This window comes from Pseudomonas sp. KBS0710, assembly GCF_005938045.2.
Classification (GTDB): Bacteria; Pseudomonadota; Gammaproteobacteria; order Pseudomonadales; family Pseudomonadaceae; genus Aquipseudomonas.
In genome coordinates this window covers 1,089,056-1,112,983 of the sequence record NZ_VCCF02000001.1, presented here as the reverse complement: position 1 = coordinate 1,112,983, position 23,928 = coordinate 1,089,056, and the positions used below count along the sequence as shown (strand labels likewise).

The 23,928-nt window shown below is 55.9% G+C and carries 19 protein-coding genes; 4 read left to right on the top strand and 15 right to left on the bottom strand.

Annotated elements, in window-relative coordinates:
• Positions 1-80 precede the first annotated feature (80 nt).
• The gene (aceK, locus tag FFI16_RS05255; protein ID WP_138814418.1) at positions 81-1,790 is read right to left on the bottom strand and encodes a bifunctional isocitrate dehydrogenase kinase/phosphatase; all 1,710 of its coding nucleotides are present in this window, start codon (positions 1,788-1,790) and stop codon (positions 81-83) included.
• 388 nt (positions 1,791-2,178) lie between these two features.
• On the opposite strand from aceK, the gene FFI16_RS05250 reads away from it, so the two are divergent.
• Positions 2,179-3,804: a methyl-accepting chemotaxis protein gene (locus FFI16_RS05250; protein ID WP_138814417.1), complete on the top strand. Its 1,626-nt coding sequence runs from the start codon at positions 2,179-2,181 to the stop codon at positions 3,802-3,804.
• Between the two features lie 64 nt (positions 3,805-3,868).
• The gene (locus FFI16_RS05245; RefSeq protein WP_138814416.1) at positions 3,869-4,762 is read left to right on the top strand and encodes a DMT family transporter; all 894 of its coding nucleotides are present in this window, start codon (positions 3,869-3,871) and stop codon (positions 4,760-4,762) included.
• Here FFI16_RS05245 and rfbA (FFI16_RS05240) read toward each other — a convergent pair.
• Positions 4,759-5,652 (bottom strand): glucose-1-phosphate thymidylyltransferase RfbA, encoded by an 894-nt coding sequence (gene rfbA / locus FFI16_RS05240; protein ID WP_138814415.1) that lies wholly within the window; start codon positions 5,650-5,652, stop codon positions 4,759-4,761. The two genes, FFI16_RS05245 and rfbA (FFI16_RS05240), sit on opposite strands and share 4 nt — an antisense overlap.
• 2 nt (positions 5,653-5,654) lie before the next feature.
• A complete protein-coding gene (gene rfbD / locus FFI16_RS05235) occupies positions 5,655-6,584 on the bottom strand; it encodes a dTDP-4-dehydrorhamnose reductase (RefSeq protein WP_256666231.1) in 930 nt (309 codons plus the stop codon).
• Between the two features lie 196 nt (positions 6,585-6,780).
• Between rfbD and cysD the strand changes: the two genes are divergently transcribed.
• Both cysD and cysN read left to right on the top strand, forming a co-directional pair.
• Positions 6,781-8,223: a sulfate adenylyltransferase subunit CysD gene (gene cysD, locus FFI16_RS05230; RefSeq protein WP_256666230.1), complete on the top strand. Its 1,443-nt coding sequence runs from the start codon at positions 6,781-6,783 to the stop codon at positions 8,221-8,223.
• Positions 8,223-10,109 (top strand): sulfate adenylyltransferase subunit CysN, encoded by a 1,887-nt coding sequence (cysN, locus tag FFI16_RS05225; protein ID WP_138814413.1) that lies wholly within the window; start codon positions 8,223-8,225, stop codon positions 10,107-10,109. Before cysD ends, cysN begins: the two co-directional genes overlap by 1 nt.
• A gap of 145 nt (positions 10,110-10,254) precedes the next feature.
• On the opposite strand, the gene FFI16_RS05220 is transcribed toward cysN, so the two are convergent.
• The 12 genes from FFI16_RS05220 to rfbA (FFI16_RS05165) form a co-directional block, all read right to left on the bottom strand.
• Positions 10,255-10,704: a hypothetical protein gene (locus FFI16_RS05220; protein ID WP_138814412.1), complete on the bottom strand. Its 450-nt coding sequence runs from the start codon at positions 10,702-10,704 to the stop codon at positions 10,255-10,257.
• Positions 10,705-10,738: 34 nt separating this feature from the next.
• Positions 10,739-11,812: a glycosyltransferase gene (locus FFI16_RS05215; protein WP_138814411.1), complete on the bottom strand. Its 1,074-nt coding sequence runs from the start codon at positions 11,810-11,812 to the stop codon at positions 10,739-10,741.
• Positions 11,809-12,774, bottom strand: a complete 966-nt coding sequence (locus tag FFI16_RS05210) for a glycosyltransferase (RefSeq protein ID WP_138814410.1) — start codon at positions 12,772-12,774, stop codon at positions 11,809-11,811. The genes FFI16_RS05215 and FFI16_RS05210 overlap by 4 nt, the downstream gene beginning before the upstream one ends.
• On the bottom strand, positions 12,774-13,430 hold the full coding sequence (locus tag FFI16_RS05205; protein ID WP_138814409.1) for an acetyltransferase: 657 nt from the start codon (positions 13,428-13,430) through the stop codon (positions 12,774-12,776). Before FFI16_RS05205 ends, FFI16_RS05210 begins: the two co-directional genes overlap by 1 nt.
• Before the next feature lie 82 nt (positions 13,431-13,512).
• Complete coding sequence (locus FFI16_RS05200) at positions 13,513-14,691, bottom strand: glycosyltransferase (protein ID WP_138814408.1); 1,179 nt, start codon at positions 14,689-14,691, stop codon at positions 13,513-13,515.
• Positions 14,681-17,272, bottom strand: a complete 2,592-nt coding sequence (locus tag FFI16_RS05195) for a glycosyltransferase (RefSeq protein ID WP_178112635.1) — start codon at positions 17,270-17,272, stop codon at positions 14,681-14,683. The genes FFI16_RS05200 and FFI16_RS05195 overlap by 11 nt, the downstream gene beginning before the upstream one ends.
• Before the next feature lie 74 nt (positions 17,273-17,346).
• Complete coding sequence (locus FFI16_RS05190; RefSeq protein ID WP_138814406.1) at positions 17,347-18,426, bottom strand: DegT/DnrJ/EryC1/StrS aminotransferase family protein; 1,080 nt, start codon at positions 18,424-18,426, stop codon at positions 17,347-17,349.
• A 29-nt stretch (positions 18,427-18,455) separates the two neighbouring features.
• Positions 18,456-20,336 (bottom strand): sulfotransferase, encoded by a 1,881-nt coding sequence (locus FFI16_RS05185; RefSeq protein ID WP_138814405.1) that lies wholly within the window; start codon positions 20,334-20,336, stop codon positions 18,456-18,458.
• A complete protein-coding gene (locus tag FFI16_RS05180; protein WP_138814404.1) occupies positions 20,333-21,691 on the bottom strand; it encodes an ABC transporter ATP-binding protein in 1,359 nt (452 codons plus the stop codon). The genes FFI16_RS05185 and FFI16_RS05180 overlap by 4 nt, the downstream gene beginning before the upstream one ends.
• Positions 21,681-22,499 (bottom strand): ABC transporter permease, encoded by an 819-nt coding sequence (locus tag FFI16_RS05175; RefSeq protein ID WP_138814403.1) that lies wholly within the window; start codon positions 22,497-22,499, stop codon positions 21,681-21,683. The genes FFI16_RS05180 and FFI16_RS05175 overlap by 11 nt, the downstream gene beginning before the upstream one ends.
• The gene (gene rfbC / locus FFI16_RS05170) at positions 22,499-23,044 is read right to left on the bottom strand and encodes a dTDP-4-dehydrorhamnose 3,5-epimerase (protein WP_138814402.1); all 546 of its coding nucleotides are present in this window, start codon (positions 23,042-23,044) and stop codon (positions 22,499-22,501) included. Before rfbC ends, FFI16_RS05175 begins: the two co-directional genes overlap by 1 nt.
• Complete coding sequence (gene rfbA, locus FFI16_RS05165; RefSeq protein ID WP_138814401.1) at positions 23,044-23,928, bottom strand: glucose-1-phosphate thymidylyltransferase RfbA; 885 nt, start codon at positions 23,926-23,928, stop codon at positions 23,044-23,046. The genes rfbC and rfbA (FFI16_RS05165) overlap by 1 nt, the downstream gene beginning before the upstream one ends.

Genomic DNA, 23,928 nt, shown 5'->3' with positions numbered 1-23,928 from the left:
TATTTATGCACGGCCGACAAGTGTGGCAGAAAAGCGCCTCATCTGGCAGACGCCTCTCTAAATGTGGGAGCAGTATGCGTTTACAGCGGGTCTTTGCGCCGATACGGGAACACATCAATCACTTTGCCGGCGCGAATCGCTTCCTGCAGGCCTTTCCAGTAGTCGGCGTTGTACAACTCGCCATGCAACTCGTCGAACAGCTTGCGCTGGCCGGCATCGGCAAACAGGAACGGCGGGAACTCTTCCGGGAACACGTCCAGCGGGCCGATGGAGTACCAGGGCTCCGAGGCCATTTCATCTTCAGGCGTGCGCGGTGCGGGGATGTGGCGGAAGTTGGCCTCGGTAAGAAAGCAGATCTCGTCATAGTCATAAAACACCACACGACCGTGGCGGGTGACGCCGAAGTTCTTTAGCAGCATGTCGCCGGGGAAGATGTTCGCCGCCGCCAGTTGCTTGATCGCCAGGCCGTAGTCTTCCAGGGCTTCGCGCACTTGGGCGGGGTTGGCGTTCTCCAGGTAGAGGTTGAGCGGGGTCATGCGCCGCTCGGTCCAGCAGTGGCGAATCAGTACCGTATCGCCCTCCACTTGCACCGTGCCGGCGGCGACTTCAAGCAGTTCGGCCAGGCATTCGGGCTCGAATTTGCTTAGGGGAAAGCGGAAGTCGGCGAACTCCTGGGTATCGGCCATGCGCCCCACGCGGTCAACACTTTTGACCAGCCGGTACTTCTCGATCACCGTGGCGCGGTTGACGTTTTTCGACGGCGAAAAGCGGTCCTTGATGATCTTGAACACCGTATTGAAGCCCGGCAGCGTGAACACGCTCATGACCATGCCGCGCACGCCGGGCGCCATGATGAATTGATCATCGGTGGTGGCCAGGTGGTTGATCAACGCACGGTAGAACTCCGACTTGCCGTGCTTGTAAAACCCGATCGAGGTGTACAGCTCGGCAATATGCTTGCCGGGCAGGATGCGCTTGAGAAAGCCGATAAACTCCGCCGGCACCGGCACATCGACCATGAAGTAAGAGCGTGTGAAGGAAAAGATGATCGACACGTCGGCCTCATCGGTAATCAGCGCGTCGATCTGGATGCCACGCCCTTCGCGGTGCAACAGCGGGATCACCAGCGGCCACTGCTCATCGCGGGTGTAAATGCGGCCGACCAGATAGGCGCCTTTATTACGGTAGAGCACCGAAGAGAACAGCTCGATACTCAGCTCTGGGTCTTTGCACACCCAATCCGGCAGGTTTTCGCGCAGCTGCGCCTGGAGGCGGCGCAGGTCGCCGTCGAGGTCGGCATAGGCTTCGCTGAAGCGGTAATCGGCGAAGATCTGCGCCAGTGTCGCCGCCAGGTCGCCCGCAGGCTGATACGTGCGGGTTTGCGCCGCACGCGCCCGGCGCAGGCTGGGCCGCGTGGTGTGGATGAACATGCAGCCGTCGCTGATCAGGTCATGGCTGAACAGCCCGCAGAAGATCGAGTTGTACCAGGTCTCGGACAGCTCATCGTCAAAACGCAGGTCGATAAGGCCGATATACGCGCTTTTGACCAATGGCCACGCGTCGACTGCCAGCAATGTCGCCGCATCGAAGTTAGCCCGCAGGCGCGCCGTGACTTCAGCGACCTTCTCTTCATACAAATTGATCCGCGCCGCCGACGCCGCCTGCCCTTGTTGCCACTGAGCCGTTTCGAAACGTTCGCGGGCGCCGTCGGTGATCTGGCGAAAGTGCTCACGGTAGTCGTCGAAGCCATCGAGGATCATGCGGGCAATGGCAGGGGCAGATGGCGACATGCGGGAAACCTCGAACGGGTATCTGGATGCCTGAGCTTAGCCAGTGAATCGAGGCAGGAGAAGGATGATTTGCACGACCCTGCTGTACAACTTCATGCAATTTGTACATTTATTTTCAGTCTTCATAATCAGACCAGTTGGTCAACAAACACACTGAAAAGTCACATAGCTCGCCGCTACAGGCCCGGAACCGCGTGGCTCTGCGCTCGCCGGGCGTAAACCCCATCAAACAGTGAATTCACAACTTATGTAACAACCTTGGTACCACTTAGGGGAAACCCTGATTACCACCTTGATGGCACTTTGATATATAGCGCGCCCTTTCCCAACCTGACAAGGTCTGAAGACCGACCCGGGAACCGGTTCAAATCGCCTAAGGAGCACTAAGATGTCATTGAGGAATATGCCGATCGGTCTGCGCGCCAGCCTGAGTTTTGGGGTGTTGGCCAGCATGCTGGTGATCGTCGGAATGTTTGGCCTGGGGCAGATGGCCAAGCTGCGCGAAAGCGCGTTGGTGATTGAAGAGTCGTGGATGCCGAGCATCGAGAATATCCACGACGCGGCGGCCTGCATCGCCAGCATCCGTCTGGAGTCGATGCGCATGGCGACCACCGACGAGTCACGGATCCGCGACAACAGCAAAAGCCTGATCGCCAGCCAGCGCAGCGAACTCAAAACCCTGCTTGAGCACCACGTAGACCTGCTCAGGGGGGACGACGAACGCGCCATGCTCAAGCAGCTCAACAGCGATGTGAACACCTACAACAGCATCGTCAGCCAGATGGTGGAGTTGGTCGACAAGGACCAGCAGCAAGACGCCATCGACCTGCTCAACACACGCATCGGCCCGCAGGGTACGGTCCTGAACAAAAGCCTGGAGGACATGATCACCTTCAATCAGAAAGGCGTGGAAGCCGCCGCAGACGCGGCGGCGCAGATGTATACCAGCGCGCAGTGGGTGGTCGGCCTGATCATTGTGTGTGCACTGATCGCGACCCTGTTGCTTGCCTGGCTGCTGACCCGCAGCATCACCGCCCCGCTCGGCCAGGCCCTGGCCGTGGCGCGCACCATTGCTGGTGGCGATTTGAGCCAGCCCGTCGTGGTCAAAGGCAGCGACGAACCGGCGCAATTGCTGACGGCCCTGGCCACCATGCAGGACCAGTTGCGCACCACCATTCATGGCATCAGCGAGTCGGCGCAGCAACTGGCGTCCGCCGCCGAAGAGATGAGTTCGGTGATGGAACAGAGCACTCGTGGCCTGCAAGCGCAGAACGATGAGATCGAACAGGCCGCCACCGCCGTCAACGAGATGAGTGCAGCGGTGGACGAAGTCGCGGCCAATGCGGTGTCCAGCGCCGAGGCGTCCAAGGCCTCCGACGAAGACAGCAAGCACGGTCATTACCAGATCAGCGAAACCATCAGCTCGATCCAGAACCTGGTGGACGAAGTGCTCGGCGCGTCCAGCAAGGCCGAAGGCCTGGCGGTGCAGGCCCAGGACATCAGTAAAGTGCTGGAAGTGATCCGCGGCATCGCCGGGCAAACCAACCTGCTGGCGCTTAATGCCGCCATCGAAGCCGCCCGCGCAGGCGAGGCCGGGCGTGGGTTTGCGGTGGTAGCCGACGAAGTGCGCTCGCTGGCCCAACGCACCCAGGACTCCACCGAAGAAATCGAGCAGATGATCAACGGCATCCAGCAAGGCACCCAAGGCACCGTCGAAGCGCTCAACAGCAGCGCCGAGCACGCCGGCCAGACCTTGCAGCGGGCCAACAGCGCCGGCAGCGCTCTGGGGAAAATCACCGCGGCCATCTCGCAGATCAGTGAGCGCAACCTGATGATCGCCAGCGCCGCCGAGCAACAAGCGCTGGTGGCTCGCGACGTCGACCGTAGCCTGGTGAACATCCGCGACCTGTCGACCCAGACCGCCGCCGGTGCCACCCAGACCTCGGCGGCCAGCCAGGAACTGTCACGCCTGGCGGTGGACCTCAACGGCATGGTCACGCGGTTTGTCCTGTAATTAGCGATTGTGTCGCGCAGGCCACTGGGCAACACTCGCCGCCTTATTGACGTAGGAGTGTTCCGTGAGACCTGCCGACACCCTGTACCTGTTGGGGCTGGCTGCCATTTGGGGCGCCAGTTTCCTGTTCATGCGCATCATCGCGCCGGAAATCGGCACGGTGCCGACTGCGTTTTTTCGCGTGTCGATTGCGGCGGCCGGCTTGCTGGTCATCCTCACCGTGATGCGCGTGAACTGGGACTTCCAGGGCAAGTTCAAGACAGTACTGCTGCTGGGCGTGATCAACTCCGGCATTCCCGCCACCATGTACTCCGTGGCGGCCCAGGTGCTGCCGGCGGGTTACTCGGCGATCTTCAACGCCACCACGCCGTTGATGGGTGTGTTGATTGGCGGGTTGTTCTTCAGTGAGCGCCTGACGCCGTCCAAAATCGCGGGCGTGTGTTTGGGCCTGTTTGGCGTCGGAATCCTGACCCGTGCCGGGCCGGTAGCCTTTGATAGGGACTTGTTGATGGGCGCATTGGCCTGCCTGCTGGCCACCACGTGCTACGGCTTTGCCGGGTTCCTGGCGCGACGCTGGCTCGATCAGCGCGGCGGCTTGGACAGCCGACTTTCGGCGTTAGGCAGCATGCTCGGCGCTACCCTGTTCTTACTGCCGTTCTTTGCCTACAGCGCCATCAGCCATCCACCGGCGAGTTGGGGTGGTTGGCAGGTATGGTCGTCGTTGCTGGGGTTGGGGCTGGTGTGTACGGCGTTTGCCTACATTCTGTACTTTCGCTTGCTGTCATCGATTGGGCCGGTGAAGTCGATGACGGTGACCTTTATGATTCCGCCGTTTGGGGTGTTGTGGGGCGCGTTGTTGCTCGATGAGCCGTTGTCGATGGCACATCTGTATGGCGGGATGCTAATTGCGGGTGCCCTGTGGTTGGTGTTGCGGCCGGGAAAATTATCGGCCCGCTAGTTGTCCATGAGCACCTGGTCACTCAGTAAACGCTTGAGATACTGGCCGTAGCCATTCTTGCAGAGTGGCGCCGCAAGCGTCTCCAATTGCGCGGCATCAATCCACTTTTGGCGAAACGCAATTTCTTCCGGGCACGCCACTTTCAGGCCCTGGCGACGTTCAAGGGTGGCAATGAAGCTGCTGGCTTCGAGCAGGGAATCGTGAGTGCCGGTGTCCAGCCACGCGTAGCCGCGGCCCATGATCTCGACCGACAGCTTGCCGCGTTCCATGTAGATGCGGTTCAGGTCGGTGATTTCCAGCTCGCCACGGGGCGACGGCTTGATGCTCTTGGCAATCTCGACCACGTCGCGGTCGTAGAAATACAGACCGGTTACCGCGTAGTTCGACTTGGGCTTGAGCGGTTTCTCTTCCAGGCTGATGGCCTTGCCCTGGGCATCGAACTCGACAACGCCGTAACGCTCCGGGTCGTTGACGTGGTAGGCGAATACGCTGGCACCTTCTTCGCGCGCCATTGCACTGCAGAGCAATTGGTTGAAGTGGTGGCCGTGGTAAATGTTGTCACCCAGCACCAGCGCCGACAGGTCGTTGCCGATAAAGTCTTCGCCAATGATGAACGCCTGCGCCAGACCATCCGGGGACGCCTGTACGGCGTAGGAAATATTCAAGCCCCAGTTGCTGCCGTCACCCAGCAGTTGCTCGAAGCGCGGGGTGTCCTGCGGCGTGGAGATGATCAGAATGTCGCGAATCCCCGCCAGCATCAGCGTGGTCAGCGGGTAGTAGATCATCGGCTTGTCGTAGACCGGCAGCAATTGCTTGGAAATCGCCAGGGTTGCAGGGTGCAGACGGGTGCCTGAACCGCCGGCCAAAATAATGCCTTTACGTTTTTGCATGTTCATTTCTCTAGAATTTCTACGAGCATCCGTGCCACGCCGTCCTGCCATTGAGGCAAGCGCAGTGAGAAGGCATTCTGCAGTTTTTGAGTGTTGAGTCGGGAGTTGCCGGGGCGCTTGGCGGGCGTGGGGTACGCGGCGGTGGTAATCGCGCCTACGTTCGCCGGTTCGACCTTGAGCTGCACGCCGGCTGCTTGCGCTTGTTCGAGCACGAAGCGGGCATAACGGTGCCAAGTGGTCTCGCCCGCTGCTGCCAGGTGATAAACCCCGCTCAGTTGCGGGTTCACACCGAGCGTGCGGATAGCGTGGGCGGTGATGTCGGCCAGCAGGTCGGCGCCGGTGGGCGTGCCAAACTGGTCGTCGATCACGTTCAGGCTATCGCGCTCGCTGGCCAGGCGCAGCATGGTCTTGGCGAAGTTGTTACCGCGTGCGGCGTAGACCCAGCTGGTACGCAAGATCAGATGCGCGCAACCGCTGGCCTGGATGGCCTGCTCGCCTTGCAGCTTGGTCGAACCGTAGACGCTCAACGGGCCAACCGGGTCGCTTTCCAGCCACGGCGTGTCGCCGGTGCCGGCAAACACGTAGTCGGTGGAATAGTGCACCAGCAACGCATTGAGCTTGAGCGCCTCGGCGGCCAGCACCGCCGGGGCTTCTGCGTTTACACGCAGGGCCTGGGCGGGCTCGCTTTCGGCCTTGTCGACGGCGGTGTAGGCGGCGGCGTTGACGATCACGTCAGGCGCAAAGCGCTGCACCGTCGCGGCCAAACCTTGCAGGTCGTTGAGGTCGCCGCAGTAGTCCTGGCTTTTGGAGTCGAGCGCAAGCACTTGGCCCAGCGGCACCAGACTACGTTGGAGTTCCCAGCCAACCTGGCCATTTTTTCCCAGCAATAAAATCTTCATACCCGATGCTCGCAAGAGTGCTTCTCGATCCATTCACGGCAAGAACCGGACTGGCAATTAATGACGGGCAGTATAGAACTGCATCTGCACCTGGATGAACGACGGTGGGATTTAACACGTTAACTCGTCGCTATTTGCAAAACGCAAACAAAACAAACATTAAAAAATACAAATGATGTAATTTACGCAACACTAATGGATAAATTCGCAAAATGCGACAAAGGTCATCATGCCAAACCCAGACTTTTTCGGCTTGGATGCCCCCGTTGTATGGGATACGCACTCGGCCTACGAACACCTTCACGCGCTCGAACAAGCCGATACCAAGCGCACCGCCGAACGGCGCCTGCACGAGCTGGGCTTGCTCCCTGCCGAACTCACGGTGCACAACCTCGAAGATGAGTTGGGGCGCCCACCAACCCCTGCCGTGTTGGCCTGGGATATAGAAAGGGCACGCGCCAAGCGCAAGCTGGTGATCTTCGCGCAGTTGTTTCGTACACCGGACGGGCAAGACTTTTTGCACGCCAATGACGCCAGGGGCGCACGCTACTGGCTGCCGCTCGGCACCGTACCGCTCGATCCCCAAGCGCTGTCTAACGCCCTGCTGCACCTGCAGGCCCACATCGCCAAATACATCGTCGTGTTTCCCAGCGGGCGCCTCACTGGCATCTGCAGGCAGGCCTGCGCGCCCGCCAACGTCGAACTCGGACTGCTGAGCTATGCACCGGTACTGGATGAACAGCGGCTGAGCGCACCGCACTCGCCGGCCAAATCCCTTACCCCTCACCTCAAGCGGCTTGAGTCAGAGAGCGTGCAAATCATCCGCGAAGCCGTGGCCGAATCCGAAAACCCAGCCATGCTGTATTCGATGGGCAAAGACAGCGCGGTCATGCTGCATCTGGCCCGCAAAGCCTTTTACCCGTCTGTGCCGCCCTTCCCGCTCTTGCACGTCGACACGCGCTGGAAGTTTCAGGAGATGTACATGTTCCGCGATTTCATGGCGCGTGAAAGCGGCATGGACCTGCTGGTGCATATCAACCCCGAGGCGATCAGCAAGAACATCAACCCCTTTGACCATGGCTCGGCACTGCACACCGACCTGACCAAAACCGAAGGCCTCAAGCAAGCCCTGGATAAGTACAAATTTGACCTGGTGTTTGGTGGCGCACGCCGCGATGAAGAGAAATCCCGCGCCAAGGAGCGTGTGTTTTCCTTCCGCAGCCAAAGCCATCAATGGGATCCAAAAAACCAGCGTCCCGAGGTATGGAACCTCTACAACACCCATAAAAATCCTGGCGAGAGCATTCGCGTATTTCCGTTGTCCAACTGGACAGAACTCGATATCTGGCAATACATCCACCAGGAAAACATCCCATTGGTCCCACTGTATTTCGCAAAACAAAGGCCTGTCGTTATCCGTAATGGCGTGGCACTTATGGTGAATGATTCACGCATGAAGTTGCTCCCGGACGAGAAAATTGAAGCGCGCAACGTGCGTTTTCGTACCTTGGGCTGCTACCCACTGACCGGCGCGGTGGAGTCAAACGCCCTCACCGCCGCCGATGTCATCCTTGAACTGCTGGGCTCCACCCGCTCCGAGCGACAAGGCCGAGCGATTGACAGTGACAGCGCTTCAAGCATGGAAAAGAAGAAAAAGGAGGGCTATTTCTGATGGCACTCGAACCTCCTGCACCCACTACTGATGCAACGATCGAAGCCTTTCTGGCGCAACAGCGTGACCAGGATTTGCTGCGATTCATCACCTGCGGCAGCGTAGACGACGGTAAAAGCACACTGATCGGGCGCTTGCTGTGGGATGCACGGCAACTGACCGACGATCAGTTGACGGCGCTGCAAGCCGACTCGAAAAAACACGGCACCCAGGGCAAGGATCTCGACTTCGCGCTCTTGGTCGATGGCCTGTCCGCCGAGCGTGAGCAAGGCATCACTATCGATGTGGCCTACCGTTTTTTCTCCACCGCCAAACGCAAGTTCATCGTCGCCGACACCCCAGGCCACGAACAGTACACACGCAATATGGTGACGGGAGCCTCGACCGCTGATGTCGCGGTGATACTGATCGATGCCCGCCAGGGTGTACTCACGCAAACCCGCAGGCACGCCTACCTGGTGTCGTTGATGGGCATTCGCCAGGTTGTGGTGGCAGTGAACAAGATGGACCTGGTCGGGTTCGACGAAGGCGTTTTTCGCCAGATTACCGATGAGTTCCGCGAGTTTTCCCAAAGCCTGGGGTTCGAGAAGATCATCCCGATCCCCCTCAGCGCGCTCAAGGGTGACAACATCACCCAACGCTCCACCCACACGCCCTGGTACAACGGCCCGACCTTGATGGGCTGCCTGGAAACCCTCGAGATTGCTGCGCCTGCGTCCGAGCGCCTGGTATTCCCGGTGCAATGGGTGAACCGCCCGGACGCCTCGTTCCGAGGCTTCAGCGGCTATGTGGCAGAAGGTCAGGTCAGCGTCGGCGATGAGGTGCGCGCAAGCCTCTCGGGCCACACCGCAACCGTTACCGACATTATCGGCATGAACGGCTCCACGCAGTCCGCCACCGGCGCCGATGCAGTGACGTTGACACTGAGCAAGGAAATCGATGTCTCACGCGGCGACATACTGTCCCTGAGCCACAGCCCACTGGAAGTTACCGACCAGTTTGAAGCTGTGCTGATCTGGATGAACGAAGACGCCGGGCTCAACGGCCGCAGTTACGACATCAAACTAGCGACGCAATGGGCATCCGCTTCAATTACCAACATCAAATATCGCATCGACACCAACACCCTTGCCCGTGACGCCAGCCGCCATCTTTCCCTGAATGACATCAGCGTCTGCACCCTGGCGACCAGCAAACCGTTGGTATTTGACCGCTATCAGCAATCCAAGACCTTGGGAAGCTTCATACTGGTTGATCGCGTCACCCACGCCACTGTTGCGGCAGGGCTGATCAACCACAGCCTGCGGCGGGCGCAGAACGTCCACCGGCAGGCGCTCTCGATTACCCGTGAAGACCGTGAGAAGCTCAATGGCCATCCCGGAAAAGTCATCTGGTTTACAGGGCTGTCGGGGTCGGGCAAATCGACCCTGGCCAACGCACTGGAATTGGAACTGCATGCCCAAGGCTATCGCACCTATATTCTCGACGGCGATAACGTGCGCCAGGGGCTGAACAGAGACCTGGGCTTTACCGATGCGGACCGCGTGGAAAATATCCGGCGTATCGCCGAAGTGGCCAAACTGATGATGGATGCCGGGCTTATCGTCTTGACGGCCTTTATCTCGCCGTTCAGGAGAGAGCGGCAAATGGCGAAAGAACTGATTGGGGAAGACCGGTTTGTTGAGGTGTACGTCAGTACAACACTTGAAGTGTGTGAAGAGCGAGACGTGAAAGGGTTGTATAAAAAGGCCAGGGCTGGGCAACTGCCTAACCTGTCAGGTGTGGGCAGCCCTTATGAAGCACCCGTCGATGCACAGCTTGAAATCGATACGGCACATACCGACCTCGCATTGGCACTTGAACGGCTGCAGGACATTATCAAGTAATCAATGTGACACCCTGCGGGCAACACCTACCTTGTTGGCGACAGGGTAGGTGTTTTTCCCGGTCATTAATGCATCAATCCATTAATGACGAATGCTCACAACCCGCTCAACGCCGAGTTGTGTGTGCAGCTCAATCCGAATTCAATCAGGCTTTTTTGGCCTGGATCTTGAATTTGGTTGGGGAAGTGCAGTTGTAGCGGAAGTTGCCTTCCTGCTGGATGACTTTGATCGAGTAGGTACCCGCGTCCAGTTTGCTGATGTCGAGCTTGCCAACAAAGCCGGAGTTCGCCAGGTCAGGTTTGGAGAAGGCTTTGGCAACGTCCGGACGAGGAGCGCGTGCGACCGGCGAAGTCATGACAACATCATTCTTGGCGTTGATGATTTGCAGTGTCACGTCTTTTGGAACGGTGCTGGCGACAGCGTTATATGCCCAACCCCATGGCTCGAACGGGACATCGGACACAACTTCGGCACCGTTAACCGGGCTGTCCAGCGAGCACGAATCATTCGCCGCAACATCTTTCATCTTGTCTGCATCACAGCCTGCAAGAAGACCCAGTAAAGCAACAGCCGGTAGCAGATAGAGAGAACGCATAAATATTCCTTTTTAAGTTACTATTTTCAAACAATTAAGATCTGAAAAGCTTCAAACAGAGGCTTTTCAAACCCGCGATTTTATTGCCAATCACTGCCAGAAATTTCGGGCGCAGCACATCGACTTCCTGCATCTTGCGATGATACCAACCGGCATCAATCTTGTAGTCCCTTGCCAGCACTTCCCGATGCCCATCCGAGCTGAGGAGCAGATTGAGTTCGAGAATACCGACCATCTCATAGGCCTTGCCCAAGGCTCTGTTTGGCACGAAAAACAACAGTGCTTTCTCGATATCCAAGTGCGTGTCACCCGGGACGTCAGGATATCTCAGCAGGTCAGAAAAACCATCCTTGAGAGGCTGGCTTCCGACGTTCTGAAAGAACCCACTGGCAATCAGATAATGCTCATTCATCGTGCGCACAGCGTTAGCCACCGTTTGGCTACTGGCGCTTTGCCCTGGCAGCACGCGAAAGTTGATCAGTTCACGTTCAGAGATGTGAATAGGGAAGCGTTTGACCAGTCGGACCCACATATCAAAGTCAGGCAGCTGTCGAAGGTTATTATCGTAGACACCCACCTGATCAAAACATTCACGCCGAATCAGCATCGTCGGATGGCAAATGCAGTTGCCCCGATCAAAGAAAAAGCGCAACCACTCGCCCTGGGAACGGTTCGGCTGATCAAATACCGAACCAAAGGTCAAACGACCCTTGCTGATGACTTCGCCACGCTTGTCAATGAAACGGGCCCGGCCAAAGGTTGCGCCTAGCTGCGGGTTCTCAAGCAATACCTGCAGTTGATAGGCCAGCTTGTCGTCATCACACCAGGAGTCATCCGAGTTGATCAGCGCGATATATTGCCCTTGCGAACGCGCAATCAACTCATTGGTAACCGCACAGGCGCCACGATTTTCTTCATTGGGAAAAAAACGGACTCTAGGGTCGACAATAGACTCGACGACTTCCCGAGTGCCATCGGTGGAACCGTCGTCGGCGATCAAAAATTCCAGTTCGACCCCACGCTGCTTCAATACGCTGGCAATCGCTTCTTTCACGTAATCAGCGTGATTGAAGGTTGCCATTATCACGCTGATCAGAGGCGCGCTCATATACCTCCACCGCGGCGGATGAGTCTCAGGAAAACTTTTTTAACCACTGGCGGCGTCAGGGCGTTGAACAGCATGACCACAACAGGCGGCAGGAACTGCTCAACGTTGGCTGCACCCCAGGCAACCGCACGCGCAACGGAGCCCAGTGAATGGCCATGTCGCGACCTGACAATCGCCTTGCGCAAGTGGCGCTGCAGTTTGACGAAGCTGGCATGAAACAGCTGATCGGTCAGCTGGTCATAGGCAGGAATCAAACTCAGCTGCAGCTCCAATTGCCCCGTATGGGCAACGTGGGACCACGCCCCGCCTGAATGCACGCGATACACCGACATCGGTTCTTCGATAAACCCGATCAGGCTGCTTCTGGCCACGCAGATATTAACGATCCAGTCATACGACTTGATCTCAAACAACGCGTCCGGCAATGCGTCCAAGGCGGATTTTCTATAAAGACAGGTCGAGAAGTTACCGACCAGATTATCCGCAATCAGATCACGTGCACTCAACAACCGATAACCGTCACCGCGCTCGACCCGGCTGACGAAGCTGGCATCGTCTTCATTAAAAACGAAGTAATTGACCGAACACAGGCCACATTCCCAATGTGCATCGAGAAACCTGGCCTGGCGCGTCAACTTATAGGGGCTACTCCAGTAATCATCACCTTCGAGCACCGCGACATAGCTGCCGGAACACGCTGAAAAACCGCGCTGGTAATTCCTGGTAATCCCCAGGTTGGCCGACGGCGCCAGGTACTTGAAGGTAAAGCGCGAGTCGCGCCCCTCATAACGCTGGATACAAGCCAACGTAGCATCCGATGAAGCATCGTCCGCGATAACCAGTTCAATAGCGCCGCAGAAATCCTGACTGAACAGGGAATCCAGTGCTCGCTCGATATACCGTTCATGATTAAAGGTAACCAACAGCACCGATAATTCGAAGCGCGAACTTGCGTCTGACATTACTTCACCAACGGCCGGGCTGGGTTACCCACGACCGTGGTGTAGGGTTCAACATCTTTGACCACCACCGCGCCCATGCCCACAACCGCCCCCGCCCCAATCTTCAACGGAGCCCCGTGCCTGCCTTGTTTGATCAGTGCACCGGCGCCTACGTAAGCATGGTCACCAATCGTGACATTGCCATTACATTTCACGCCAGGCCCGAACGTAACAAAATCGCCTATCACACAGTCATGGGAAATATTGCATTGGTTGTTGGCCTGAAAAAAACGACCAATCTTCACATTGGAAGTAATGATCGTTTGCTCGGAGATCATCACCCCCTCTCCGATCTCATTACTGTCCAACAAGATCGCGCTGCCGGCGATTAACGAGAACGGCTGTATATCGTTCGCCAGACACGCGTCAGCAATCCTTTGGCGAGCCTCGGAGTTACCAATCGCAATGTTGAATCGCTTGACACCCTCGAGCTCGAAAAAGGCTTGCAGACTGATCGCCCGATACCCATTGATATCAGTGTGCGTGTCTAAATTCTCCACGACGAATAATAATTCAGAGTTCAATTCGGCGGGCGTGCCCTTGATCATTGATCGCAGCATCGGCATGACTTCCCTGCCATGCCCGCCTGCGCCAATAAGACCAAAAAATGTTTTCATAATGCTCTCTGAACGATTATTCGCTGTTTCGGCAGGAACGTGCTGAGGCACCCTCCTGCCAGTCCACCTTCAACCCGCTGGCCTACGCACTGATACGCTGTAGTTCTCTGCGTAGACGGCGCACGACCCGCTTTAAAAAGTAGACGACACGGTTCTGACCCGACGGGTCTGCAAGGGTCCCGCCTACCGAGGCCGGCGCCGCAACAGCAGCATGATGAGCCGCCATCAGGAAATGCCCAAACCCGGCTTGCCCAGTTATCCGGTAGAAATCAAAAACCGAGAACATGTACTCGTCGCGCAGCACGCGCTCGAATTCCGGGTCCGCACACCGTTTAATAAACAAGGACAAGGCCGCCGCTTTACCAGAGGGTTGCACAAACGCGCTGTCCAGCAGTAGAAAGAACTTCTCGGCTTCCAACCTGGCTGGAGTAAGCGGTACGCCTTTGAGTCGCAAGTGTTCAGAAAACCCGTCAATAAAGACGTCGTCCGACAGCGACTCAAAGAACGAAGCAAATATCTCAACCAGCTCGGTCAAGTTGCGCGCCGAGTTTTCCGGCGAAACAGCACTGGTATTGTTGCCATCGCGAAGATGGGCGACCAGGTTCTCCTGGACCACATGGATCGGGAACTGTTTGACCAGCCGGATCCACATATCGAAGTCTGGCAGTTGCCTTAACCCTGGATTGTAATAACCGAGGGTCTCGAACACTTCCTTGCGCGCCAGCATGCTCGGGTGGCAAATGCAGTTGCCCTTCAAGAAGAAGTGCTTGAGCCACTCACCTTGCGTGCGGTTAGGCTGCCTGAAGACATCGTTCCAGATCGCTTCAGGGCCGGAAATCTCCTGCCCCGTGCCGTCCACCAGGTCGGCCCACGTAAAGCACGCGCCCAACTCAGGCTGAGCGTCCAGGATCGCAACCTGCTTGCTGAGCTTGGACGGGTACCAGGCATCATCGGAATTGAGCAGCGCAATATATTTACCGCGCGCCTGCTGGATCAGAAATACCAGGTTGCCCACAGGCCCGAGGTTTCGCTCTTGCCGGAACGTGCGAATACGCGGATCCGTAAAGCTGGAAATCACTTCCCAGCTATTGTCCGGCGAGCAGTCATCGGAGATCAGCAATTCAAAGTTGGAAAAGCTCTGCCCCAGGACACTGTCGATGGCCTTAGTGATATGTTTTGCGTGGTTATAGGACGGTACCACGACGCTGACTAATGGCATGCCATCAGCGCCCGATACTGCATCCACTTTATCAAGAGACATGGCGAGCCTTCCAAAGGCGATACACTTTTTTGATCGGTTCCGGACAGTACTTGCGCAGCCTTGCCAGCTTGACGGGCGCGCCCGGCACCACTGATAGATTGGCAACTTCCTGCACACCGCCTTCCGCCGGTTGCACGCTTTGCATGCCCAGTGGCAGCGGATCGACGCTGACGGTCGAAAATACCGGGTTACTCATCACCTGACGCAACAGCTCGATCCGTGGCGCCAACTGTGCCTCATAGCTGTACAGAGCGCGAACACGACCAATGCCGGCCTCGCCCACCGCTTTCAACGCCGCAGGGTCGGCACGGTATTTCTCAACCAGTCTGACGATGTCCCACAGGTCGTACTTGAGCAGCACGATGTCTTCGCCGTCGGTAAATCGACCTTGGGCGGAGTTGAACTCGTCATAAGCGAAAATGGCGGTACCGCGCAGTGCCGCTTCAGTGCAACTGGCGGTCGGGAAACCATCAAACGAGCCAGGGAAAATTTTCCCACTGATATTCGGCGACATGATGATGTCCATGTCCTGGAAGAAGCCATCAAACTCATCCGGGTTCAGCGAACCATGAAACGTGATGCGATCACTGAACGTGCCAACATCAATGACCGATTTGTTATAGGGGCCGACGACATGGAAGTAAATGTTGTCATAGCGCTGACGCAGAATGCTCGCCGTGTTGATAAAGACGTCATAACCTTTGTCTTCACCGTACGTCGTGTACTTATGCGCCATGAAGCAGACGTCCAGACGCTCCTTACCGAACCCCCAACGGTTTTTCTCCAGGCGCGGCAGTTGGCTGGCGGGCTCAGGCATCACCACCCCAAAAATCATCTCTACCTTGTCAGCCGGGCACAGATTCTTTTGAGTGATGTAGTTATAAATGACTTGTTGGGTAACGATGACTTTCTGGAAGCAAGGCGAATCAAAAATTCGCTTGAGCTTCTTGTCACACTCGGCGCTGTCCAAGGCAAAACCGCCGCCTGGATACAGGGTGAACACGAACGGAATATTCAACGCCTCGGCAGGTGCCAACAACGAGTAAGCGTTGGAAATGAAGTCGGCATACAACAGCTTGCCGATGGCCAGTGGGAAGGTCTCATCCGCGACCATGACCCGATTGCCCAGCTCCGGATAGGTGTGCTGGTAATCACGTACTACGCTGTTGATCGAGGCCGTTTCAAGCACGTGCAACGTCGCACCCGTGGTCAGCACCAGTGATCGCTTGAATGCCTTCAGGTAAGCCGTGAACTCAACATGGCGGAAACCGCTCCGACGCGATGGGAACACATCATCGACGACAATCAAGTCAAGCTTTTCAAAGCTGTCGGCGTACCTGCCGTCGACCCAGGAATACAACTCAAAGTTGTATTTCTGAAAGCCTTCGTTGTAGTTGAAATCGGTAAAAGCGTTGTACTGGTCGATCAAGTCGATCAGCGTCGTCGCTTTGTCCAACTCTTTACGCGCACTCCATTCGCCGCCGATATGCTGACGGTAGACCGACAGCGGCTGCTTGAGATGAGCAATACTGCCAAATTGTGCGCAATAGATATTGAAGAACCAATCCACCGTATAGATATCGAAGAGCTCGGCGGGGATAACCTCCAACAATGGCCCACGGTAGAAGCACGCCGTGAAGTTGCCGATGACGTTATGCTCGGCCAGTTCCAGGCCGGTTACCGTGTCACTGGCAAGATTTTTGTGTACCGAAAAAACCTCGCGCGAAGAACCATCAGACACACACAGTTCGATCGAGTTGAACGACATCACCGATTCCGGGTGAGTCGCCAGGAAATCAATGTGCTGCTGAATACGCGTATCCGAGGTCCAGAAATCGTCGCCTTCGCAGAACGTCAGGTAGTCACAGCCTTTAGCCAGTTTCACCGAGGTCGCCAGGTTCGCTACAACGCCAACGTTCTTGGTGTTGGCATGGAACTCAATGGTGATTCGCTCGTTTTGCTGGTTTTCGATCGTGGACCGAACTACCTGCGCAGTGTTATCCGGCGACACATCGTCGATCACGATAATGCGCATGCGGAACGCGCCTTGCTGGCGCAGTACCGAGTTGATGCACTCGGCAATGTAGTCTTCATGCTTGTAGGTCAGAACAACCACGGTCACCAAAGGCAGGTGCTCAGGCCCCTTGAGGATCGAGGATTGCTTCTGGAAATGCAGCTTGCGCAGATACAGATCAACGCGATAACGCGCACTGCGAGCCGAACACTCACCTTCGGGTTTGGCGAAGATCGAAAAGTCCGGGGTAAGCAATACCGGTTCAAATCCCGGCAGCACAGACACGGCGCCTTTTGATTCGATACAAACAAGCCCTCTTCCCGAGAGCAAATCGAAAAGCTTAACCACGGGAGACTGCTGTACTGGCGTTGAATCCAGGAGCAGCAGGTCAATTTTTTTCCCACGGAGTGAATATTGCTTGGCGATGAACCGAGCCGACAATGCAACGTCGGCGCCTTTCAACACGAGGGGTTGCTGAAGACCGAACTCCTGCATGAGAAAATTCAGCAAGCCGAGCTTATCCTCGTCGCTGAATTGATCACGTATAAAGACTTCAGTACCACTCACGTTCGTGCTCCCGCCTGCATATTCACTAGTATTGACAGCCATTTTAAATGTCCCTATTTATACAAAACTGCCGATCACGACAGGTCTTGTTTTACCAGACGGCAGATCATGTCCACCTCTTCCAAAGAAAGGGTGTGATACAGCGGCAAGCATAGAATTCGACGGGAAATATCTTCAGCGACGCTGGCGCTCTGCCCGTGTACATACGGCAGTTTTGTCAGCGACGGGTAGAAATAACGACGCGGGTAGATGCTGTTCAGGTTGAGAAACTCAACCAGTTTCAAAAGCACTGCTTCGCTTTCAAATACCACCGGGAAATAGGCGTGGTTATATTCAGTTTTCGGCAAAATCTTCTGAAAAGTGACAGGCAGCCCTTCCAGGTTTTGCACATAACGCTCACACAACTGGCGGCGCACTTTCAAGATATCGGGTACATGCTTGATGTTGCACAGGCCCATGGCCGCATGAAACTCCGAGTTCTTGCCGTTGATCCCCACGTCACCGAAATCAGTCGCCGAGGAATGGCCGAAGTTTCGCATCATGGCCATACGCTTGGAGACGTCTGCGTGCGGGCTGATCACGGCACCGCCTTCCACTGTATGGAAGAGCTTGGTGGAGTGGAAACTGCACGTCGATACGTCACCGTAAGCCAGCAGGGATTTGCCTTTGTGCTGAGTACCAAAAGCGTGCGCCGCATCGTAGATCACTTTCAAGTTATGCTTTTTGGCAATAACCGCAATCGCTTCCACGTCACACGGGTTACCAAAGACGTGCGTCGCAAGGATGGCAGTGGTCTTTTCGGTAATGGCCTGTTCAATCAGGTTCACGTCAATGTTCAGCGTGTCCCGGCAGATATCGACCATGACCGGCTCGCAATGCTCCCAGACAATGCTGGAAGTGGTTGCAACATAACTGAACGGCGTGGTGATGATCTCGCCCTGAAGCTCAAGGGCACGGATTGCAATCTGCAGCGCGACGGTGCCGTTGCTCAAAAACAGCAGATTATCAACCGACAGGCATTCCTTGAGCTTGATTTCCAGCTCGTTCAGCAAAGGGCCGTTGTTCGTTAACCACTCGCGAGACCATACGCCTGCCAAATAGCTTTGGTAGTCGGCATACGGCGGCATAAAGGGTTTGGTGACTGTAATATTCATGAAGTTCTCAAGCGAAAATTAATAACATCTCATTTAGAGAGACGTTTTCTTAGGATTCCATACCACGAACGCTCAAATTCATTAAGACGGCCTTCCAAATCCTCGATCAATAGCTTTTGATCGGCGATTTCCTGAACGAGTTGGGAGTTCGTATTAGCACTGGCAACACCATCAAACATCAACTGTTCGATCCTATCTGCCTGTTGCTTGCTCGTTGAATTCAACGCATCAACAGAAGCAGTCAGTTGTTGAATCAAACGTTCTCGGGTGTTGAGATGTTTTTCCACAACTTCAGACTGTTCTATCTGTTCGGCCAACGACCGTTCGAGCACATTGATGCGCTCGCCACGGTCTGCATTGTCTCTTTTCAAAGCCTCATTGGCTTCGTTTGCCTGCTCAAGCAAGCGTTCACGTGCCTGCAACGCTTGCTCAAGTACCACCCGTTGCTCAGCATGAGCGGCCAGAGCCTCTTCAACACTTAGCACCTGATTTGTACGATAAACAATTTCTTGTTTCAAACCGTCGATCGTCTGCCCCAGAGCCTCAAGCTCCGTTGCATCATTAGCCCGGATTTGCTGCATAGCTTCTACTTGCTCGGCCTGGGCGGCAAGTGTTTGCTGTAATGTTTCGTTCAGTTCAGTGCCAGTCGCACGTTCTTGTTCCAGCGCGCGAAATTTCTCACCCAACTCGTCAATCAAGTCACCGCGGGCTTGCCACTCATCTTTGAGATATGTCGCGTGCTCAGTGTGGCCTGCGAGCGCCCTCTCCAGGGCGTAAATCTTTTCCATACGCTCGGCATTGTCATGTTCCAAGGCATGAATGGTGCTGGCCAAGTGGTCCAACAACTCGCCACGAGCAGCCCAGTCCTTGGCCACCAGGCTGGCGTCACCTAAATGGTGTGCGCATTCGGCAACAGACTGTTCCAGCGTCTGAATGTACTGAGACTTTTCGAGATTTTCCTGTTCCAACCCACTCAGGCTGTACTCGCGAAGGTGAACGTTTTCCGCCTCCGTCTCATCTGGCGTCTCGACCGGGTACCCGTAGTGAGACAACCAGGTGGCGATCTCTGATGGCAGGCTCTTATCAAAGGCGCTTTCGTTTTTGCGCCAGGCTTCAACGCTGTCTGCAAACACTGTTTTACTTTTTTGTTTGCGCCACGCCGAATAGGCCTGCGACGACACCAGGCCCAAGTCAAACTTGCAGAACTGGTCGTAATCGATGAACGCCTGGGGGTCCAACATCTGCGGGACAAAATCAACGCCGAGGAATTCACAGATTCTTCTCAGCTCTGCCGTAGTGTCCGACACCAGGTTTTCATATTTGACCTCAAGGTAAGCCTCAGGCTTGAGCAAGAGCTTTGCATCCAGTGCAATTTTCTTGATCTCACGCTGCCACCTGGAGAGGTTCAAACGCGCAGAGCGGTGCCACCACGCGGTACGTGCGAAGGACAACGCAACGTCGCGGCCGTCGCGCACCACATGAATGAATTTTGCCTCAGGAAACAGGCCTGTCACCAAATCGAGGCGTTGCCCGTACCACGGTGTCTGTTCGATAAGCCAGCTTTTGCCGTGGCTTTGAGCAACGGCCGCATAAAAGGCAGAGACGAACGCGCCAAATGAATGCTTTGGCGTCGTATCCCGACGACAGAACTCAGGGTAATCAAAAAACTGATCAAGGTTGTGCGGGCAGCAGCGCTCAATGATCGAGATCAATTGTTCGCTGTCGAGCCCCTGCTCATTGGCGAGCAGGTACGCCTCATGCAGCCGGTCGCCGTTGCTTGAGTACTCGAACAACAACTGAATTTCCGGTGGCACGCAAAGCACCGGATTGCTGTTCAACATCTGGGCCAGCCAGGTGGTGCCGCAACGTCCGGTGCCTACGATAAAGGCCTGTTTGATGTTTTCGCTCACAGCAGCTCCTCAACCCTCAACTCTGCGAACTGATGGACCTGGGACCAAATACGGGCCTTCTCCCAGCGAGCAACGCGGAAGACCACGGCATCATTGATCAAGTCAATAAACTCTGCCGACTCGTTTTCAATAATCACCGAGGAAATATTGATCCGCAACGAGTAGTGCCCTTCCTGCAACGGCATCTTGAATATGTACTCAGCGACGTATTTACCTCCCGGCCTGGTCAGCAGGTAAGGCTGGCCGACATGCTGGAAACCACAACCGGTGATATTGTTCTTCTTTTCGTCAAAAACACTGACGTTCAACGTCACGGACTTCTCGGCATAAGCCTCGAAATTCACCCGGATCTTGACCTGCTCGTTGAAATCCAGAAAGGTCGTGGGCTCATCGCTCATATTGAGCAGCTCAACAGAGCGCGCCCTGACTTCGCCCGTACCGTACCGGAACTGAGCGACACGCGCTTCGAACGCCTGGTCGACCTGGAAAACCTTTTCCTCGATGACCGGCAGCCCCAACGGCTGCTCAACCGGCTCGGCCGTCTCGCCAAACGGCTTGGACACCCGCGCAAACTTGCGATGTTCCGCGTTCATTTCTTCGCGCATCGAGCGAACATACAGCTCGGTTACATCGGCCGAAGGCCCCACGGCAACCACTTTTCCGCCGTCCAGGTACACACAGCGCGAACACAGGCTTTTAACCGTGCCCACATCGTGGCTCACAAACAGAATGGTCGCCCCACGCTCTTTGATCTGCGTCAGCGCAGTCATGCACTTGGCCTGGAAATTCATGTCACCGACGGAAAGCGCTTCGTCGACGATCATGATTTCAGGGTCAGACATGATATTGCAGGCAAACGCCAGCCGCACGAACATACCGCTGGAGTAGGTTTTTACCGGCTGCTCAAGGAACGCGCCAATGTCGGCAAAGGCTGCGATTTCATCAAAACGGTCTTCAATTTCCTTGCGGCTCAAGCCCAGGATCGCGCCGTTCATATAGACGTTTTCACGCCCTGTGAACTCCGGGTTGAACCCGGAGCCGAGCTCCAGCAGCGCCGCGATACGCCCATTGGTCTGGATCGAACCTGCGGTCTGGCTGAGCGTTCCGCAAATAATCTGCAACAGGGTGGACTTGCCACTGCCATTGCGGCCGATGATGCCGATGGTCTCGCCTTTCTTGATGTCGAAAGACACATCACGCAAAGACCAGAATTCGTTGAAATACTGTTTTCTCTGCAGGCCGAAAGTCCCTTGGATACGGGGATAAAGCGACTGCTTCAATCGATCGTGTGGCTTAGCGTAAATCTGAAAGCACTTGCTAAGATTTTGTACTGAGATCGCGGTATCAGAGGACATCTGCAAACCCTTTGCGAGTTTTCTGGAACCAAGCAAAACCCAGCCATGCAATAAAGAGGGAGCCGAGGAAGTAAATGGCAATGAATTGCAAATCCGGCACCACTCCCCAGAACAGCACATCACGTCCACCTTCCACAACGGAAGTCAGAGGGTTGAGCAGCAGCAGGATCTGAAACCGCTCAGGCAGCGCACTCGTCGGATAGAAGATCGGCGACAGAAACATGGTCACTGTGGTCAGGATGGCAACGAACTGCGAGACATCTCGCAGGTAAACCCCCAAGGACGCCAGAAACCAGGTCAAGCCCATGATCAGAAACAGCAAGGGCAGCACCACAATCGGCAGCAACAGCACCGTCAGATGCGGAATACCAAAAAGGATCACATAGGCCGTCAGCCACACAAAAACACTCACCGCGGCATGGAACAGCGCGCAGCCCAACGAGACCCAAGGCAGCACTTCCAGCGGGAACACCACTTTTTTGACGTAGTTCACATTCGCCAGGATGAGCCCCGGACCTTTGTTGATACATTCGGCAAAAATGTTGAATACGATCAATCCCACAAACAGGACCATACCGAATTCCGCCATCGAGGTGCTTTCCGAGCTCCAGCGCGCCTTGAAGATCACGCTGAAGACAAAGGTATAGACCGCCAACATCAGGATCGGTGTGATGAACGACCAAAGCACACCCATGATCGAGCCCCGATAGCGCCCCAATACATCACGCTGAATCAGGGTGCGTATCAGCTGACGGTTACGCCACAGGCTCCCGACCATCTCCCGCGGAGACACAGAAAAATTCTGCATCAGTCAAATACCTCGGCGGCCGACAGCAACTGCCCTTTGGTGTCTTTTTCCGAAAGTGTCGGGGCGACATCGATCGGCCACTCGATTGCCAGGCTCGGGTCATCCCAAGCAATGCAACGTTCGTGCGTCGGAGCGTAATAATCGGTGCTCTTGTAAAGCAGCTCCGCAGACTCGCTCAGCACCACAAACCCGTGGGCAAAACCTTCCGGAATCCATAGCTGGCGTTTGTTTTCGGCGCTCAGCACTTCACCCACCCACTGCCCGAACGTCGCGGAGCCTTTGCGGATATCGACAGCCACATCAAAGATCTCGCCCGACACCACACGCACCAACTTACCTTGCGGCTGACGGACTTGGTAATGAAGACCACGCAATACGTTTCTCACAGAGCGAGAGTGATTATCTTGAACAAACTTGACCGAGCGGCCGATGGCGCTCTCAAACTGCTCTTGATTGAAACTCTCAAAAAAGAACCCACGCTCGTCGCCGAATACTCGGGGCTCGATTAGAACGACGTCTGATATCGCTAGCTCTGTGTGCTTCATTAATAAATCTTCTCGGTCAGCAGGCGTTTCAGGTATTGGCCATAACCATTTTTGAGCAACGGTGCGGCCAGGCGCTCCAGTTGTTCGGCATCGATCCAGTTCTGACGGAAGGCGATCTCTTCAGGGCAAGCTACTTTCAGGCCCTGACGGTGCTCCAGCGTGGCAATGAAGCTGCTGGCTTCGAGCAGGGAATCGTGAGTGCCGGTGTCCAGCCACGCGTAGCCGCGGCCCATGATCTCGACCGACAGCTTGCCGCGTTCCATGTAGATGCGGTTCAGGTCGGTGATTTCCAGCTCGCCACGTGGCGACGGCTTGATGCTCTTGGCAATCTCGACCACGTCGCGGTCATAGAAGTACAGGCCGGTTACCGCGTAGTTCGACTTGGGCTTGAGCGGTTTCTCTTCCAGGCTGATGGCCTTGCCCTGGGCATCGAACTCGACAACGCCGTAACGCTCCGGGTCGTTGACGTGGTAGGCGAATACGCTGGCACCTTCTTCACGCGCCATTGCACTGCAGAGCAATTGGTTGAAGTGGTGGCCGTGGTAGATGTTGTCACCCAGCACCAGCGCCGACAGGTCGTTGCCGATAAAGTCTTCGCCAATGATGAACGCCTGCGCCAGACCATCCGGGGACGCCTGTACGGCGTAGGAAATATTCAGGCCCCAGTTGCTGCCGTCACCCAGCAGTTGCTCGAAGCGCGGGGTGTCCTGCGGCGTGGAGATGATCAGGATGTCGCGAATCCCCGCCAGCATCAGCGTGGTCAGCGGGTAGTAGATCATCGGCTTGTCGTAGACCGGCAGCAATTGCTTGGAAATCGCCAGGGTTGCAGGGTGCAGACGGGTGCCTGAACCGCCGGCCAAAATAATGCCTTTACGTTTTTGCAT